The following is a 15,645-nucleotide window of genomic DNA, read 5'->3' as shown; positions in this document are numbered from 1 at the left end:
CCTACCCCGACCTGTCGCCGTTTCCGGCCCCCGACAGCCGGGTAGCTCCTGCGGGGACACACCCACCTACGCCGAGACGATCGGCGACAGTCAGGAGTGAACGGCATGGACAGGATCGATCCGCACGCCACCCACGCCGGGCCGGACCCGCTGCGCGGCGGCGACCAGGGCACGGTGCCCGGCGGCGCGCCGGCCGGCACGTTCGACCCCTGGCGCTACCGGGACCAGGCCGGCGTGGCCGACGTCGACCTGGTCGGTTACAAGGTCGAGGCCACCGACGGTGGAATCGGCAAGATCGACAGCGCCAGTCACGAGGTGGGCGGCAGCTACCTGGTCGTGGACACTGGGCCCTGGATCTTCGGCAAGAAGGTGATGTTGCCGGCCGGCACCGTCAACCAGGTCGACCACGACCAGCGCACCGTCTCCGTCGACCGGACCCGGGACCAGATCAAGGCCGCCCCGGAGTACGACGAGACCAGCCACAGCGACCCGAGCTACCGGGATCAGCTGGGCGGCTACTACGACGAGACGTACGGTGCGCTTCCGCCCGGCACGGCACGCTGACGGCTCGGCCCGACGGCCGGTGGGGCTCGGACCCCGCCGGCCGTTACCGTGAGGGCGTGGACGCCATCGACGACAGCCGACAGATTCCGCTCCCCGCCACCTTCAACTTCCGCGACGCCGGCGGCTACCTCGGGCACGGCGGCCGACCCGTACGCCGTGGTCGGCTCTACCGCTCCGACTCGCTGCACCGCCTCACCGAACAGGACCGGGACGCGTTCGTCGCGATCGGCATCCGCACCGTCATCGACCTGCGCCGCCCCACTGAGGTGGAGCGGGACGGCCGGGTGCCGGCATACCAGGGGTTGACCTACCGGCACATCCACCCGGAGCACGACGACTGGGCGGGCGTGCCGCACGAGGAGGGCGCGAGCCTGGCCCGGTACCTCGCGGACCGGTACGCCGCCCTGGCGCAGACCGGCACCGCCGGGCTGGCCGAGGCGGTCGGCCTGATCGCCGATTCCGCCAACGCCCCGGTGGTCGTGCACTGCGTGGCCGGCAAGGACCGCACCGGCATCGTGTGCGCGCTGACCCTCGCCGTGCTCGGCGTCGACGACGCGGACATCACCGCGGACTACGCGCTCAGCAGCGAGGCGTCGGCCCGGTACAGCGCGTGGCTGGCCTCCATCAACCCGGACGGAGTGGAGGTGCCGGCACCGTTTCTGGCCTCACCCGCCGAGGCGATGCAGATCTTCCTCGACGAGCTGCGCGCGGGGCACGGCTCGGTCGAGGCGTACCTGCGCCACGCCGGGGTGACCGACGAGCAGCTCGCCGCGCTCCGCGACCACCTGCTCGACGCCCCCACCAAGGCGCAGCCCACCGACGCGTAGGGCCGACTGCGCCGGCCCGTCCGGGGGACGGGCCGGCGCAGCTACGGAGATCAGAAGACCCGCTGCACCCAGCCGTGCGGGTCGGCCGCCTTGCCCCGCTGGATGTCGACCAGCTGCTGACGCAGGGCCATGGTGACCCGACCGGGTTCGCCACCGCCGATCAGGAACTCGCCGTCCGGGAAGCGGACCCCACCGATCGGGGTGACCACCGCGGCGGTGCCGCAGGCGAACACCTCCTTCAGGCGTCCGCTGGCGGCGTCGGCCTGCCAGTCGGCGAAGCTGACCGGCCGCTCCTCGACCTGGTGTCCGGCCGCGCCGGCCAGCGTGAGGACGGCGTCGCGGGTGATGCCCGGCAGGATCGTGCCGGTCAACGGTGGGGTGACGACAGTGCCGTCGTCGTAGACGAAGAAGACGTTCATGCCGCCCAGTTCGTCGACGAACCGGCGCTCCACCGCGTCCAGGAAGACGACCTGGTCACAGCCGGCCTCGATGGCCTCCGCCTGGGCGGCGAGCGACGCGGCGTAGTTGCCGCCGCACTTGGCCGCGCCGGTGCCACCGGGCGCGGCCCGGGTGTAGTCCGGAGAGACCCAGACGGTGACCGGCTTGACGCCACCGGTGAAGTACGCGCCGACCGGTGAGGCGATCACCATGTAGAGGTACTCGTTGGCCGGGCGGACGCCGAGGAAGACCTCGCTGGCGAACATGAACGGCCGCAGGTAGAGGCTGCCGTCCTCGCCGGTGGGGATCCACTCCCGGTCGATCTCGATGAGCTTGTGCAGCGAGTCGACGAACACCTCCGGCGGCAGCACCGGCATCGCCATCCGCTGCGCGGAGGTGGCGAAGCGGGCGGCGTTGGCGTCCGGCCGGAACATCGTCACGCCACCGTCGGCAGTGCGGTACGCCTTGAGCCCCTCGAAGATCTCCTGCGCGTAGTGCAGCACCGCGCTGGCCGGGTCCATCGGGATCGGGGCACGGGCTTCCACCCGGGCGTCGTACCAGCCCTTGCCGTCGGCGTAGCGGACGGTGACCATGTGGTCGGTGAAGACCCGGCCGAAGCCGGGATTGGTCAGCAGTGCGGCCCGATCGGCGGCGGATACCGGCGCGAGATTCGGACGGATCTCGAAGTCGAGCTTGTCACCACCGCTCATCGCGCTGACCTCCCTGCGGAACAACGGCATGCGGGACCGCACACCGACATGGCTGTGCCAGAAACTTACCCCGAACGGTCGTTAAGCGGGTAGCGCCGGTCGGGCTGCCCGTGGCAGACCGGCGTCAGGGCCGGTCGCCACTCGGTCCGGGGTGATCAGGCTACGGCGTGGGCGGCGAGCCGGTCGCCGACCTCTTCGGTACGCAGCGTTACGCCCGGCACCCGGCTGGCCAGCTCGGCGGCGACCGCCGCGTTGACCCGGGCGGCCGACTCGCTGTGCCCGAGCTGCTCCAGCAGCAACGCGGCGGAGAGCACCGCGGCGACCGGGTCGGCGATGCCCTGCCCGGCGATGTCCGGCGCCGAGCCGTGCACCGGCTCGAACATCGAGGGGTACGCCCCCTCGGGGTTGATGCAGCCGCTGGCGGCCAGCCCGATGCCGCCGGTGACGGCCGCGGCGATGTCCGTGAGGATGTCGCCGAAGAGGTTGTCGGTGACCACCACGTCGTAGCGCTGCGGCTGGGTGACCAGGAACATGGCCGCAGCGTCGACGTGCTGGTACTCGGTTTCGATGTCCGGGTGCTCGGCGGCGACCGCGTCGAACGTACGCGCCCAGAGCGACCCGGCGTGGGTGAGCACGTTGGTCTTGTGCACGAGGGTGACCTTGCGCCGCTCCCGGCGGCTGGCGCGGGCGAACGCGTCGCGGATCACCCGCTCCACGCCGTGCCGGGTGTTCAGGCTCTCCTCGGTGGCGACCTCGGCCGGGGTGTCCCGGTGCAGGGAACCACCGGCACCGGCGTAGAGCCCCTCGGTGCCCTCGCGCACCACCACGAGGTCGACCTCGCCCGGCTTCACGTTGCCCAGCGGGCCGGCGACCCCGGGCCAGAGCCGGGACGGGCGCAGGTTGACGTACTGGTCGAAGGCGAACCGGAGCTTGAGCAGCAGCCCTCGCTCGAGCACACCCGGCGGAACGGTCGGGTCACCGACCGCGCCGAGCAGGATGGCGTCGTGCCCGGCCAGCTCGGTCAGCACCGAGTCGGGCAGCACCTCTCCGGTACGGTGCCAGCGGGCGGCGCCGAGGTCGTACTCGGTGGCCTGCACGTCGGGCAGCACCGCGTCGAGGACCTTGCGGGCCTGCGCGACCACCTCGGGCCCGATGCCGTCTCCGGCCACCACCGCGATCCGCGCCACGACCGCACTCCTCTGCTCAACGGTTCCGTTCGGGGCAACGGTACGTCGCCGTCCCGCCTCCCGGTACGCTGCGTCCACGATTTGGGATTGGGGAATGCACAGCACCCTCTCAGCTGGGACTCATGGGGCGGTCATCTCCGCTGCCTACGGTAGTGCTCAGTGGGTCGCGGGGGCCCGCTGACCAACGGGGTCGCGGTGACGCGGCGCCATGTGCGAGGGGGCAGATGCGATGCGCATCGACGAGCAGCCACGGACCCGCTGGCCGGACCCGTCCGCGTTCCGCAACCGCCGGCCGGACCTTCGACTCGGCAGCCGCCGGCACCGGATCGACCCGGCCGCGGCCACCGAGGGCCGGATCGCTGTGCAGCACACCGTTCGCACCGCGACCGCCGAGTACACCCTGCTGCTCAACGCCCCCGAGTGGCTCGGCCGCCGGGGCGTGGGCGAAGCGCTGCGGGACAGCGTCGCCGAGCTGCGTGCCATCGACCTCACCTACGGTCCCAACCGACCGGAGAGCCTCGTCTCCCGGCTGCGTCGGGGCGAGATCAGCCCGGAGTCGTACCCGCCGCTCGCCGATCTGGTGGACCGCTGCGCCGCGATGCGCGCGGCCACCGACGGGTGGTTCGACGCCTGGGCGGTGCCCGGCGGCTTCGACCCGGGCGGCCTGCTCGGCGGTTGGGCGGTGGAACGCGCCGCGGAGCGACTGCGCGCCGCCGGCATCCACGACTACGCCGTACTCGCCGGCGCCGACCTCGTCGTCCGGGGCCGCGCGCCGCACGGCGGACCGTGGCGGGTCGCGGTGCACCACCCGACCGCACCCGAGCGGGCGCCGCTGGTGCTGGAGATGACCGCCGGCGCGATCGGCACCTCCGGGGTGACCGGGCGGCAGGGGCACGTGGTGGACCCGCACACCGGCGAGCCGGCCGATCACCTTCTCGCCGCCACAGTGGTGGGCCCCGACCTGACGATCGCCGACGCCTACGCCACCGCGCTCTACGCCGCCGGCCCAACCGGCCTGGCGTGGTTCCGGGGCAACTCCGACTATCGCGCGCTCTTCGCGCACCGTCGCTGAGCTGGTCGGGCCCGCGATCGGCCCCCACGGTCTCGGCAACGACAGTGGGGGCCGGTCAGCGACGAGTGCGCGTGGCTCGCACAACCGAGGGGTGCGGACCGGTCGGGCCGGACGTCGACCGCGCCACCCGAAGACGGGCCGGCGCCTCGAACTCGGCCAGTGACCGCAGTGCGTACGCTAGCGAATCGACGCAACTCGACGCAAGAGTCTCCACACCGGACCGTCGTGACCGGAGACATCGGTGATCGGTGGTTGACCGGCGGCGAGGCAGTTTCGACATGGTGAACGCCGGATGGCACGCTATCCGCCGTGAGTTTCGATCTGAGCGTGTGGGCCCTGGAGGACGGGGCGACGCCCGAGGACGTGCGGACAGCGGTCAACGGTTGCCGGCAGGGGCGGCACGTGGACCGCTACCCCGATCCGCGGGTGGTCAGCTTCTACCGGGCGATCACCGCCTCCTATCCGGACCGTCACCCCGGCCCGAACAGCCCGTGGGCGGTGGCGCCGCTGCACGCGGCCCACGACCACGTCGAGCTGAACCTGCACCCGACCTGCGCGGACCAGGTGCTACTGGACATCGAGCGGCTGGCCGGCGAGCACGGTCTGATGCTCTTCGACCCGCAGGACGGTTCGGTCTACCCGCCGCCGGCGCGGCTGCCCGGCTGACCTGACCGACGGCACGGACGGGAAATGACGAGGGGCCCGGCGAATCGCCAGGCCCCCCACGGTGTTTGTCGTCTACTACTCGTCGCGCAGGTCGGCGGCGCTGGCCGCCGTGGCACCGATCGACTCGGCGGCCGAGGTGAGCAGGTCGGCGCCGAGCGCCTGGTCGACGGTGAGCGTCATCAGCGTCTCACCGCCCGCCTCCCGACGAGCCACCTGCATGGCGGCGATGTTGATGCCCGACTCGCCGAGCAGGGTACCGACCGTACCGACCACACCGGGCCGGTCGGCGTAGCGCAGGAAGAGCAGGATGCCCTCCGCGCCGATCTCCACGTCGAAGCCGTCCACCTCGGTCAGCTTCAGCACGTCCCGGGCGCCGGAGTGAGTGACAGTGCCGGAGACACTGACCGTCCGGCCATCCGGCAGCGCGCCGCGCACGGTGACCAGGGTCGGCTGCTCGGCCGTCTCGGCCAGGGTGGCCAGGGTGACCTCGACGCCACGCTCGGCGGCCAGGTGCGGGGCGTTGACGTAGGTGACCTGCTCCTCGACCACGGAGCTGAACAGGCCCTTGGTGGCGGCGAGCTTGAGGACCGACACGTCGTGGCTGACGATCTCACCGCGGACCTCGACAGTGACGCTGGCGGCGACCCCACCGGCGACCGCGGTGAACGCCCGGCCGAGCTTCTCCGCCAGCGGCAGCAGCGGCCGAACGTCCTCGGCGACCACACCGCCGGCCTGCACGTTCACCGCGTCCGGGACGAACTCGCCCTGCAACGCCAGCTTGACGCTCTTGGCCACGGCGAGACCGGCCTTGTCCTGTGCCTCGTGGGTGGAGGCGCCCAGGTGCGGGGTGGCCACCACGTTGTCGAAGGCGAACAGCGGCGACGAGGTGCACGGCTCCTTGCTGTACACGTCGACACCGGCGCCGGCGACCCGGCCCTCGGCGATCGCGTCCGCGAGCGCCTGCTCGTCGACCAGCCCGCCACGGGCGGCGTTGATGATGCGAACGCCGGGCTTGACGAGCGCCAACTCCTTCTCACCGATCAGGCCCACCGTCTCCGGCGTCTTCGGCAGGTGGATAGAGATGAAGTCGCTCTCCCGCAGCAGCTCCTCCAGCCCGACCAGGCGGACGCCGAGCTGCGCCGCACGGGCCGGCTGGATGTACGGGTCGTACGCGATCAGCCGGGTGCCGAACGCGGCGATACGAGACGCGAAGAGCACCCCGATACGACCGAGCCCCACCACGCCGACCGTCTTGCCCTGGACCTCGACGCCGGTGTACTTCGACCGCTTCCACTCCCCCGCCTTGAGCGCGGAACTGGCGCTCGCTGTGTTACGAGCGACGGCGAGCAGCAGTGCGACGGCCTGCTCGGCGGCGGAGACGATGTTGGAGGTGGGCGCGTTGACGACCATGACGCCCCGCGCGGTGGCGGCCGGCACCTCGACGTTGTCCAGCCCGACGCCCGCCCGGGCGACCACCTTGAGTCGCGGCGCGGCGGCGACCGCCTCGGCGTCGATCTGGGTCGCGCTGCGCACGATGACGGCGTCGGCCTCGGAGAGCGCCGAGAGCAGGGCCGGACGGTCGGTGCCGTCGACGTGACGGACGTCGAAGTCGTGGGCGAGCACCTCGATGGCGGCGGGGGCGAGTTCTTCGGCGATCAGTACGACAGGATTCATCGGTCCTCGTAGAGGTCGTGTTTGCGATCGGCCCGGGCGGCGGGGCGCCGCACTGCGCCCTGCGCTGATCCGTGCCGTGGCCGTCAGGTGCCGGCTGCTGCACCTACAGGCGATCGTAGGGGCCCCGCTGGTCGGCGTGTTCCGGTCTTCGGGGTGAGTGCCCTCACACGCCCGGTCGGGCGACGGACATCGGCCGTTCACCGCACCGACACGGTTGCGCCGGCCGCGCCGAGCACCGGCGGCGTCCTTGACCCGGGTCACTCCGGGTGAGTCGTGGCGCACGAGCACTGCCGCCCGACGTATCGACGGGCGGCAGCATGCCGGGCAGCCCCGGGGCGGCGCTGGGGAGAGCGCCAGCCCAGGGGCTGTCGGTGGATCGTCGTTCGGACGGGTCAGGCGGTCTCGGTGATCGGGCGGTCGACCCAGCTCATCATGCCGCGCAGCTTCTTACCGGTCTCCTCGATCGGGTGCGCCGCACCCTCGGCCTGCCACTTGGTGAAGTTGGGCCGGCCGGCCTCGTCCTCGGCGACCCACTCGCGGGCGAACTCGCCGGACTGGATCTCACCCAGGATCTTGCGCATCTCGTCCTTGACCCGGGAGTCGATGATGCGCGAGCCACGGGAGAGGTCGCCGTACTCGGCGGTGTCGGAGATGCTGTAGCGCATCTTCGCGATGCCGCCCTCGTACATGAGGTCGACGATCAGCTTCAGCTCGTGCAGGCACTCGAAGTAGGCGACCTCCGGGGCGTAGCCCGCCTCGGTGAGCACCTCGAAACCCGTCTGCACCAGGGCCGAGGCGCCACCGCAGAGCACCGCCTGCTCACCGAAGAGGTCGGTCTCGGTCTCCTCGGTGAAGGTGGTCTTGATCGCACCGGCCCGGGTGCCGCCGATCCCCTTCGCGTACGCGAGGGCGAGCGCGAGCGCGTTGCCACTGGCGTCCTGCTCGACGGCGACGAGACAGGGCACGCCCTTGCCGTCGCTGTACTGGCGGCGGACCAGGTGGCCGGGGCCCTTGGGCGCGACCATCGCCACGTCCACCTCGGCCGGCGGCTTGATCAGGCCGTACCGGATGTTGAAGCCGTGGCCGAAGAAGATCGCCTTGCCCGGGGCGAGGTTCGGGGCGATCGACTCCGCGTAGATCCCGCGCTGGGCGGTGTCCGGTGCGAGCACCATGATCACATCGGCCTCGGCGGCGGCCTGCGCCGGCGTGACCACCCGCAGGCCCTGCTCCTCTGCCTTGGGACGGCTCTTCGAGCCCTCCGGCAGACCGATCACCACGTCGACGCCGGAGTCACGCAGCGACAGCGCGTGGGCGTGGCCCTGGCTGCCGTAACCGATCACCGCGACCTTCTTGGCCTGGATCAGGCCGAGGTCGGCATCGTCGTCGTAGAACACCTCAACGCTCATGAGAACTTCCCTTTCGTACGACGGCCGGGGCGGCCCGTCGTGGTCTGTGCGGATGAAATCCGGGACGGCCGGCCGAGGGCCGACCGGCGGCGGGTCAGGCGGCCCGCAGCGCGGGACCGGCGGTGATCGAACGCGAGCCGCGCCCGATGGCCACCAGCCCGGACTGGACCATCTCCTTGATGCCGAAGGCCTCGAGGTCGCGTAGCAGCGCGTCGAGCTTGTCCGGGGTGCCGGTGGCCTCGATGGTCAGCGTGTCCGGTGCGACGTCGACCACCCGGGCGCGGAACAGGTTGACGGTCTCCAGCACCTGCGACCGCGCGGACCGGTCGGCGCGAACCTTCACCAGCAGCAGCTCCCGGGCGACCGACACCTGGGGATCCAGCTCAACGATCTTGAGCACGTTGACCAGCTTGTTCAGCTGCTTGGTGACCTGCTCCAGCGGGGACGACTCCGCGTTGACCACGATGGTGATCCGGGAGACGTCCGGGTTCTCGGTCTCGCCGACGGCGAGGCTGTCGATGTTGAACCCGCGCCGGGAGAACAGGCCGGAGACCCGGGCGAGCACGCCCGGCTTGTTCTCCACCAGCACGGACAGGGTGTGCATGGTCATTAAATGTCATCCTCGTCGAAGGCCGGGCGGACGCCACGGGCGAACATGATCTCGTCGTTGCTGGTGCCGGCGGCGACCATCGGCCAGACCATCGCGTCCTTGCCGACCACGAAGTCGATCACCACAGGCGCGTCGTTGATCTCCATGGCCGCAGCGATGGTCTTGTCCACGTCATCCGCGCTCTCGCACCGCAGCCCGACACAGCCCAGGGCCTCGGCGAGCTTGACGAAGTCGGGGATGCGGTGCTTGTGGGTGCCCAGCTCGGTGTTGGAGTAGCGCTCGTTGTAGAAGAGCGTCTGCCACTGCCGGACCATGCCGAGATTGCCGTTGTTGATGACGGCGATCTTGACCGGGATGCCCTCCAACGCGCAGGTGGCCAACTCCTGGTTGGTCATCTGGAAGCAGCCGTCCCCGTCCACCGCCCAGACCACCGTGTCCGGCTTGCCGACCTTGGCGCCCATCGCCGCCGGCACCGCGTAACCCATCGTGCCGAGGCCGCCGGAATTCAACCAGGTGTACGGCTTCTCGTAGGAGATGAACTGCGACGCCCACATCTGGTGCTGGCCCACCCCGGCCACGAAGATCGCGTCCGGGCCGACGATCTCGCCCAGCCGCTTGATCACGTACTGCGGGGACAGGGTCCCGTCGACCGGCTCGTCGTAACCCAGCGGGTAACGGTTGCGCAGGTCGTCGAGCTGCGTCCACCAGTCACCGAGGTCGGCGGTGTGCCCCGCCGACCGCTCGACGGTCACCGCGGCGATCAGCTCGTCGATGACGTGCTTGGCGTCGCCGACGATCGGCACGTCCACGTGCCGGTTCTTGCCGATCTCGGCGGGGTCGATGTCCGCGTGCACCACAGTCGCGTCCGGGGCGAACGAGTCCAGTTTGCCGGTGACGCGGTCATCGAACCGGGCACCCAACGCGATGATCAGATCCGCCTTCTGCAGCCCGTAGACCGCGGCGACAGTGCCGTGCATGCCGGGCATCCCGAGGTGCTGCTGGTGCGAGTCGGGGAACGCGCCGAGCGCCATCAGCGTGGTGACGACCGGGATGCCGGTCAGCTCGGCCAACCGGCGCAGCCCGTCGGTGGCACCGGCCTTGAGCACCCCGCCGCCCACGTAGAGCACCGGCCGTCGAGCTGCGGCCATCAGCCGCGCCGCCTCCCGGATCTGCTTGCCGTGCGGGTGCAGGGTGGGCCGGTAGCCGGGCAGGTCCAGGGTGGGCGGCCAGGAGAAGGTGGTCGGCGCCTGGAGCACGTCCTTGGGGATGTCGACCAGCACCGGGCCGGGTCGCCCGCTGCTGGCCAGGTGGAACGCCTCGGCCAGCACCCGGGGGATCTCCTCGGCGTTCTGCACGAGGAAGTTGTGCTTGGTGATCGGCAGGGTGATGCCCTGGATGTCCGCTTCCTGGAAGCCGTCGGTGCCGATCAACGGGCTGGCCACCTGCCCGGTGATCGCCACCATCGCCACCGAGTCCATGTACGCGTCCGCGATCGGGGTGACCAGGTTCGTAGCGCCCGGGCCGGAGGTGGCGATGCAGACGCCGACCTTGCCGGTGGCCTGCGCGTAGCCGGTCGCCGCGTGCCCCGCGCCCTGCTCGTGCCGCACCAGGATGTGCCGGACCGTCGAGTCGTAGAGCGGGTCGTACGCCGGCAGGATCGCGCCACCCGGAATGCCGAAGACGACGTCGACCTCGAGCGCCTCAAGGGACCGCACGAGCGAGCCGGCTCCGGAGATCGGGGTCGCGGCGGCGGGCCGTACCGCCGGGACGGCCGGGGTGGCCGTGCGCGTGGCGGCCTGGTCGACGTCGAGGGTCGGGTCGGCGGCCGCGCGGGCCCGGCGGGCGGTGTGGGCGAGGGTCTCTGGCGTTGGTCTCGTCATGGCGGTTCTGGCCTTCGGCTGGAGTGGCTGGTGGCTAGTCAAGCGATGCGACGCGGGCGGGGCCCGCCTCGCCAGGTTCCGATGGCAATAAAAACGGCCCTCGTGCAGATGCACGGGGCCAGCGCACTCTCGGTGAGGGAGAGTGCGCTCAGGTAAGTACTCGCAGCGACCGGTACGACGACATGCGGCTAAGCCTGACGCATCTCACGCGATGAGTCAACTGATCCCACATGTTGGTTAACGGAGGTCGGCGCGTCGGCCGGCGACGCGCCATCGGCAGGCGGGGTGGGCTGCCCGGACCCGCCTGGAGCACGGCGTGGCGCGGGCACCGGAGCGGGACGCGCACCCGGGGATGTGGCCGCCTCCAGCATCGCCTCCAGGTGCTCGGCCGGCACCCCCCAGCCGAAGAGCGCGCCCTGGCCGAAGCGGCAACCGGCGGCCACCACCGCGGCCAACTCGGTCGGGGTGGTCACCCCCTCGGCGATCACCTCCAGCCCCAACTGGTGGCCCAGGCGCATGACGATGTCGACCATCGGGGCGAACGCCGGGCCGTCCTGGCCGACCGGGCGGACCGGCTCGTGCTCGGCGACCAGGCTGTGGTCGATCTTGAGGATGTCGATCGGCAACCGGCGCAGCTGCCCCAGCGACGAGTAGCCGGCCCCGAAGTCGTCCAGCGCGATCCGGACACCGGTCAACCGCAGCGCGGTGAGCCGGCGGATCAGCTCGTCCAGGTCGGTGGCGACGGCGTGCTCGGTGACCTCCAGCACCAGCCGCTGCGGCGGCACGTGGTGGGCGCGCAGCGCCTCGGCGACCTGGACCACGTACTCCGGGGCGTGCAGCTCGCGCGGGGAGACGTTGACCGACACCCAGACGTCGTGCCCGTCCGCCAGCCACCGGGAGAGCTGGTAGCAGGCCTGATGCAGCACCCAGGCACCGAGCGGGGCGATCATGCCGCACTCCTCGGCGAGCGGGATGAACTCGTCCGGGCGCACGTTGCCCAGCTCGGGATGGTGCCAACGGAGCAGCGCCTCGGCGCCGACCGGCCGCACCGACGGCAACGACGCCACCGGCTGGAACGCCAACCGCAGCTCGTCGCGGTCGATGGCCCCGCGTAGCTCGTGCTCCACCGTCGTACGCCGACGCAGCAGTTGGTCGTACGCGGCGTCGTACCGCTCGATCCGGTTCTTGCCCCGCTGCTTGGCGTAGCGCAACGCCAGGTCGGCGTGGCGCAGCAGCAGCTCCACGTCCGGCTCGTCGGCCCAGTCGGCCACCCCGATGCTCACCGACAGGAAGACCGGCCCCTCCGGCTGGTCGTAGGGCCGGTTGAGCACCCCGAGGAGCCGTTCGGCGACCCGGTCCGCCTCGACCGGCCGGCCCTGCATGAGTACGGCGAACTCGTCGCCACCCAGCCGGGCGGCCACGTCGCCGGGGCGCAGGTTGCCACGCAGCCGCCGGCCCACCTCGGCCAGCACGGCGTCGCCCACGTCGTGGCCCCGCATGTCGTTGACGTTCTTGAAGCCGTCCAGATCCAGGCCGAGCAGCACACACGGGTTGTGGTCGGCGGCGTTGCGGTGCAGCGCCCGGAGCAGCCCGCGCCGGTTGGCCAACGACGTCAGCGGATCGGTGTGCGCCAGCTCCCGGAAGTGCGCCTCCCGCTCGGCCAGGCGCCCCGCGTACCCCCGGACGTCGCGAAGGGTGAGGTACTGCCGCGCCACCAGGGCGAAGCCCTCCACGCTGCCGGCCACGATGCCCGCCGCGGTGAACCGGCCGTCCTGGACGAGGTGGTACATCGCCGAGGCGGCCATCGCCAGCATCGGGGCGATCGCGTACTCGCCGTCGCTACCGACCAGGTCCAGGTCGATCTGCCCCGGCCGGTCGGCCCGGTACACAGCGAGCGCGACGGTCAGCAGACCGGCGGCGAGCACCGCCGCGCCGGTCAGCGCCATTGTCGGCCCGGCCTGGCAGAGCCCGGCGCTGAGACCCAGACCGCCGCAGGTCACCGCGCTGATGCCGGCGCCCAGCGCGGCGAGCCTTCGACGTGGCCTGGCCGCCCGGAAGACGACGATCACGACGAGCCCGGCACCGAGCGCGGCGCTCACAGTGGCCAGCAGGATCGCCGGACAGGCCATCGGGGTGGCGGCACCGAGCAACCGGGTGGGCTCGGAGAAGAGCACCCAACCGACGAACCACAGCGCCGCCGCCATCACCAGCCCGTCCAGTGCGAGCCGGGCCGTTCCGGCCGCGGTGGCGGCCACCCCGGGCAGCCGGAGCAGACCAGCGGCGAAGGCCAGCCCGCTCACCGCCGTGCCGATCGCCACCGCTGTCGCCCAACCGGTGCGCTGCCCCTGCTCGTGGGCCCAGTGGTCGGTCGCACTGAGCGCGGCGACCACCCCGGCCAGGAGGCTGAGCACTGCAACACCGGCGGCCGCCGCGAGCAGCACGTGCGCCGGTCGACGCGGCATCGTCCGCCGCCGGGCGACGGCGGTCAGCAGCACGGCGGCCACCGCGGCGACGAGCCCGCTGAGCGCCGCGACAGCGACCAGGCCCGGTGGAAAATGCACGCCTCCAAGAGTGCCGGATGCGCGCACGTCATGGGGGGCTGAGTGTGCATCTGTTGGGACACGGCAGATACCCGGGTGGGCCGACGCGCCGGTGGTGTCATGCTGGTATGCATGCCTGAGCTGCGGTCGAGGACCTCCACACACGGTCGGACGATGGCCGGCGCCCGGGCCCTCTGGCGGGCCACCGGGATGACCGACGACGATTTCGGCAAGCCGATCGTCGCCATCGCCAACAGTTTCACCCAGTTCGTGCCTGGTCACGTACACCTCAAGGACATGGGTGGCCTGGTCGCCGACGCGGTCGCCGAGGCCGGTGGGGTGGGCCGGGAGTTCAACACCATCGCGGTCGACGACGGCATCGCGATGGGCCACGGCGGCATGCTCTACTCGCTGCCCAGCCGTGAGCTGATCGCCGACGCGGTCGAATACATGGTCAACGCGCACTGCGCGGACGCCCTGGTCTGCATCTCCAACTGCGACAAGATCACCCCCGGGATGCTGCTGGCCGCGTTGCGGCTCAACATCCCGACCGTCTTCGTCTCCGGCGGCCCGATGGAGGCCGGCAAGACGATGGCGATCGAGGGCGTCGTGCACAGCAAGATCGACCTGATCGACGCGATGATCGCCTCCTCGAACGAGGCGGTCACCGACGAGCAGCTCGGTGAGATCGAACGCTCCGCCTGCCCGACCTGCGGCTCCTGCTCCGGCATGTTCACCGCCAACTCGATGAACTGCCTCACCGAGGCGATCGGGCTCGCGCTGCCCGGCAACGGTTCGACGCTGGCCACCCACGCCGCCCGCCGGTCGCTCTTCGTCGAGGCCGGCCGGACCGTCGTGGAGATCTCCAAGCGGTGGTACGACGGCGACGACGACTCGGTGCTGCCGCGCACTGTCGCCTCCAAGGCCGCCTTCGAGAACGCCGTCGCCCTGGACGTGGCGATGGGCGGCTCCACCAACACGGTGCTGCACCTGCTCGCCGCCGCCCGCGAGGCGGAGATGGACTTCGGCGTCAGCGACATCGACGCGATCTCCCGCCGGGTGCCGTGCCTGGCCAAGGTCGCGCCGAACTCGCCGAACTACCACATGGAGGACGTGCACCGGGCCGGCGGCATCCCGGCGATCCTCGGCGAACTGGACCGGGCCGGGCAGCTCAACAGGGACGTGTGGGCCGTGCACTCCCCCTCCCTCGCGCAGTGGCTGACCGACTGGGACGTGCGCGGTGGCTCCCCCACCCCGACGGCCGTCGAGTTGTTCCACGCCGCCCCCGGCGGGGTGCGCACCACCGAGCCGTTCTCCACCACCAACAGGTGGTCGTCGCTGGACACCGACGCGGCCGGCGGCTGCATCCGGGACCGCGAGCACGCCTACTCCGCCGACGGTGGGCTGGCCATCCTGCACGGCAACCTGGCACCCGAGGGCAGCGTGGTGAAGACCGCCGGCGTGCCCGACGACTGCCTGACCTTCCGTGGCCCGGCGAAGGTCTACGAGTCGCAGGACGACGCGGTGACAGCGATCCTCGCCAAGCAGGTGGTCGCCGGGGACGTCGTGGTCATCCGGTACGAGGGCCCCAAGGGCGGCCCCGGCATGCAGGAGATGCTCTACCCCACCTCGTTCCTCAAGGGACGTGGGCTGGGCCGGTCCTGCGCGCTGCTCACCGACGGCCGCTTCTCCGGCGGCACCTCCGGGCTCTCCATCGGGCACGTCTCCCCCGAGGCGGCCTCCGGCGGGCTGATCGCCCTGGTCCGCGACGGCGACGAGGTCGTCATCGACATCCCGGGCCGGTCGATCGAGCTGAACGTGCCAGCCGAGGAGCTGGAGGCTCGCCGGGTGGCCGAGGAGAAGCGCGACAAGCCGTACACGCCGACCGATCGGCAGCGGCCCGTGTCGGCGGCGCTGCGTGCGTACGCCTCGATGGCCACCTCGGCCAGCGACGGCGCCTACCGTCGCGTCCCGGAGTAAGCACCCGGCCCCACCCGCACCGATATCTGTGATGTCGGTGCGGGGTGGATCGGCGAAAACGCGGTGCCCCCGCATCGACCGTGTGGGCTAG

General features: G+C 71.6%; 12 protein-coding genes. 5 read left to right on the top strand and 7 right to left on the bottom strand.

The window, feature by feature from the left end; all coding sequences use genetic code 11:
* Positions 1–105: 105 nt before the first annotated feature.
* Together GUI43_RS13455 and GUI43_RS13450 are read left to right on the top strand one after the other, a co-directional pair.
* Entirely contained in the window at positions 106–564 is a 459-nt protein-coding gene (locus tag GUI43_RS13455) for a PRC-barrel domain containing protein (RefSeq protein WP_112582479.1), read from the top strand.
* A 56-nt stretch (positions 565–620) separates the two neighbouring features.
* Entirely contained in the window at positions 621–1,391 is a 771-nt protein-coding gene (locus GUI43_RS13450; RefSeq protein WP_112604377.1) for a tyrosine-protein phosphatase, read from the top strand.
* 50 nt (positions 1,392–1,441) lie between these two features.
* Here the strand turns inward: GUI43_RS13450 and GUI43_RS13445 are convergent, their stop codons facing one another.
* Positions 1,442–2,539: a branched-chain amino acid aminotransferase gene (locus GUI43_RS13445; protein ID WP_112582051.1), complete on the bottom strand. Its 1,098-nt coding sequence runs from the start codon at positions 2,537–2,539 to the stop codon at positions 1,442–1,444.
* A 155-nt stretch (positions 2,540–2,694) separates the two neighbouring features.
* Entirely contained in the window at positions 2,695–3,726 is a 1,032-nt protein-coding gene (locus GUI43_RS13440) for a 3-isopropylmalate dehydrogenase (RefSeq protein WP_112698912.1), read from the bottom strand.
* Between the two features lie 229 nt (positions 3,727–3,955).
* Between GUI43_RS13440 and GUI43_RS13435 the strand changes: the two genes are divergently transcribed.
* Together GUI43_RS13435 and GUI43_RS13430 are read left to right on the top strand one after the other, a co-directional pair.
* Positions 3,956–4,798, top strand: coding sequence for an FAD:protein FMN transferase (locus GUI43_RS13435; RefSeq protein ID WP_112582054.1), 843 nt, complete (start codon positions 3,956–3,958; stop codon positions 4,796–4,798).
* Between the two features lie 309 nt (positions 4,799–5,107).
* Complete coding sequence (locus tag GUI43_RS13430; protein ID WP_091393184.1) at positions 5,108–5,464, top strand: hypothetical protein; 357 nt, start codon at positions 5,108–5,110, stop codon at positions 5,462–5,464.
* 75 nt (positions 5,465–5,539) lie between these two features.
* Here GUI43_RS13430 and serA read toward each other — a convergent pair whose 3' ends face one another.
* The 5 genes from serA to GUI43_RS13405 form a co-directional block, all read right to left on the bottom strand.
* Positions 5,540–7,138 carry a phosphoglycerate dehydrogenase gene (serA, locus tag GUI43_RS13425; RefSeq protein WP_112582056.1) on the bottom strand — a complete coding sequence of 533 codons (1,599 nt, stop codon included), beginning with the start codon at positions 7,136–7,138 and terminating at the stop codon, positions 5,540–5,542.
* Positions 7,139–7,530: 392 nt separating this feature from the next.
* Positions 7,531–8,544, bottom strand: a complete 1,014-nt coding sequence (gene ilvC, locus GUI43_RS13420; RefSeq protein WP_112582057.1) for a ketol-acid reductoisomerase — start codon at positions 8,542–8,544, stop codon at positions 7,531–7,533.
* 94 nt (positions 8,545–8,638) lie between these two features.
* Positions 8,639–9,154 (bottom strand): acetolactate synthase small subunit, encoded by a 516-nt coding sequence (gene ilvN, locus GUI43_RS13415; RefSeq protein ID WP_088946549.1) that lies wholly within the window; start codon positions 9,152–9,154, stop codon positions 8,639–8,641.
* On the bottom strand, positions 9,154–11,034 hold the full coding sequence (locus GUI43_RS13410; RefSeq protein WP_112582059.1) for an acetolactate synthase large subunit: 1,881 nt from the start codon (positions 11,032–11,034) through the stop codon (positions 9,154–9,156). The genes ilvN and GUI43_RS13410 overlap by 1 nt, the downstream gene beginning before the upstream one ends.
* 188 nt (positions 11,035–11,222) lie before the next feature.
* Entirely contained in the window at positions 11,223–13,595 is a 2,373-nt protein-coding gene (locus GUI43_RS13405) for a putative bifunctional diguanylate cyclase/phosphodiesterase (RefSeq protein WP_112582060.1), read from the bottom strand.
* A gap of 111 nt (positions 13,596–13,706) precedes the next feature.
* Between GUI43_RS13405 and ilvD the strand changes: the two genes are divergently transcribed.
* Positions 13,707–15,554 (top strand): dihydroxy-acid dehydratase, encoded by a 1,848-nt coding sequence (gene ilvD, locus GUI43_RS13400; protein ID WP_112582480.1) that lies wholly within the window; start codon positions 13,707–13,709, stop codon positions 15,552–15,554.
* The last annotated feature ends 91 nt before the right edge of the window (positions 15,555–15,645 follow it).

Source organism: Micromonospora noduli (assembly GCF_003264365.1).
GTDB lineage: Bacteria > Actinomycetota > Actinomycetes > Mycobacteriales > Micromonosporaceae > Micromonospora > Micromonospora noduli.
This window is presented reverse-complemented; position numbering and strand designations above follow the sequence as displayed.

Bases quoted from the DNA above. Each gene is read 5' to 3' on its own strand.
- GUI43_RS13455 (WP_112582479.1), top strand. From the start codon at position 106: ATGGACAGGATCGATCCGCACGCCACCCACGCCGGGCCGGACCCGCTG.
- GUI43_RS13445 (WP_112582051.1), bottom strand. From the start codon at position 2,539: ATGAGCGGTGGTGACAAGCTCGACTTCGAGATCCGTCCGAATCTCGCG.
- GUI43_RS13435 (WP_112582054.1), top strand. From the start codon at position 3,956: ATGCGCATCGACGAGCAGCCACGGACCCGCTGGCCGGACCCGTCCGCG.
- serA (WP_112582056.1), bottom strand. From the start codon at position 7,138: ATGAATCCTGTCGTACTGATCGCCGAAGAACTCGCCCCCGCCGCCATC.
- ilvC (WP_112582057.1), bottom strand. From the start codon at position 8,544: ATGAGCGTTGAGGTGTTCTACGACGACGATGCCGACCTCGGCCTGATC.
- ilvN (WP_088946549.1), bottom strand. From the start codon at position 9,154: ATGACCATGCACACCCTGTCCGTGCTGGTGGAGAACAAGCCGGGCGTG.
- GUI43_RS13410 (WP_112582059.1), bottom strand. From the start codon at position 11,034: ATGACGAGACCAACGCCAGAGACCCTCGCCCACACCGCCCGCCGGGCC.
- ilvD (WP_112582480.1), top strand. From the start codon at position 13,707: ATGCCTGAGCTGCGGTCGAGGACCTCCACACACGGTCGGACGATGGCC.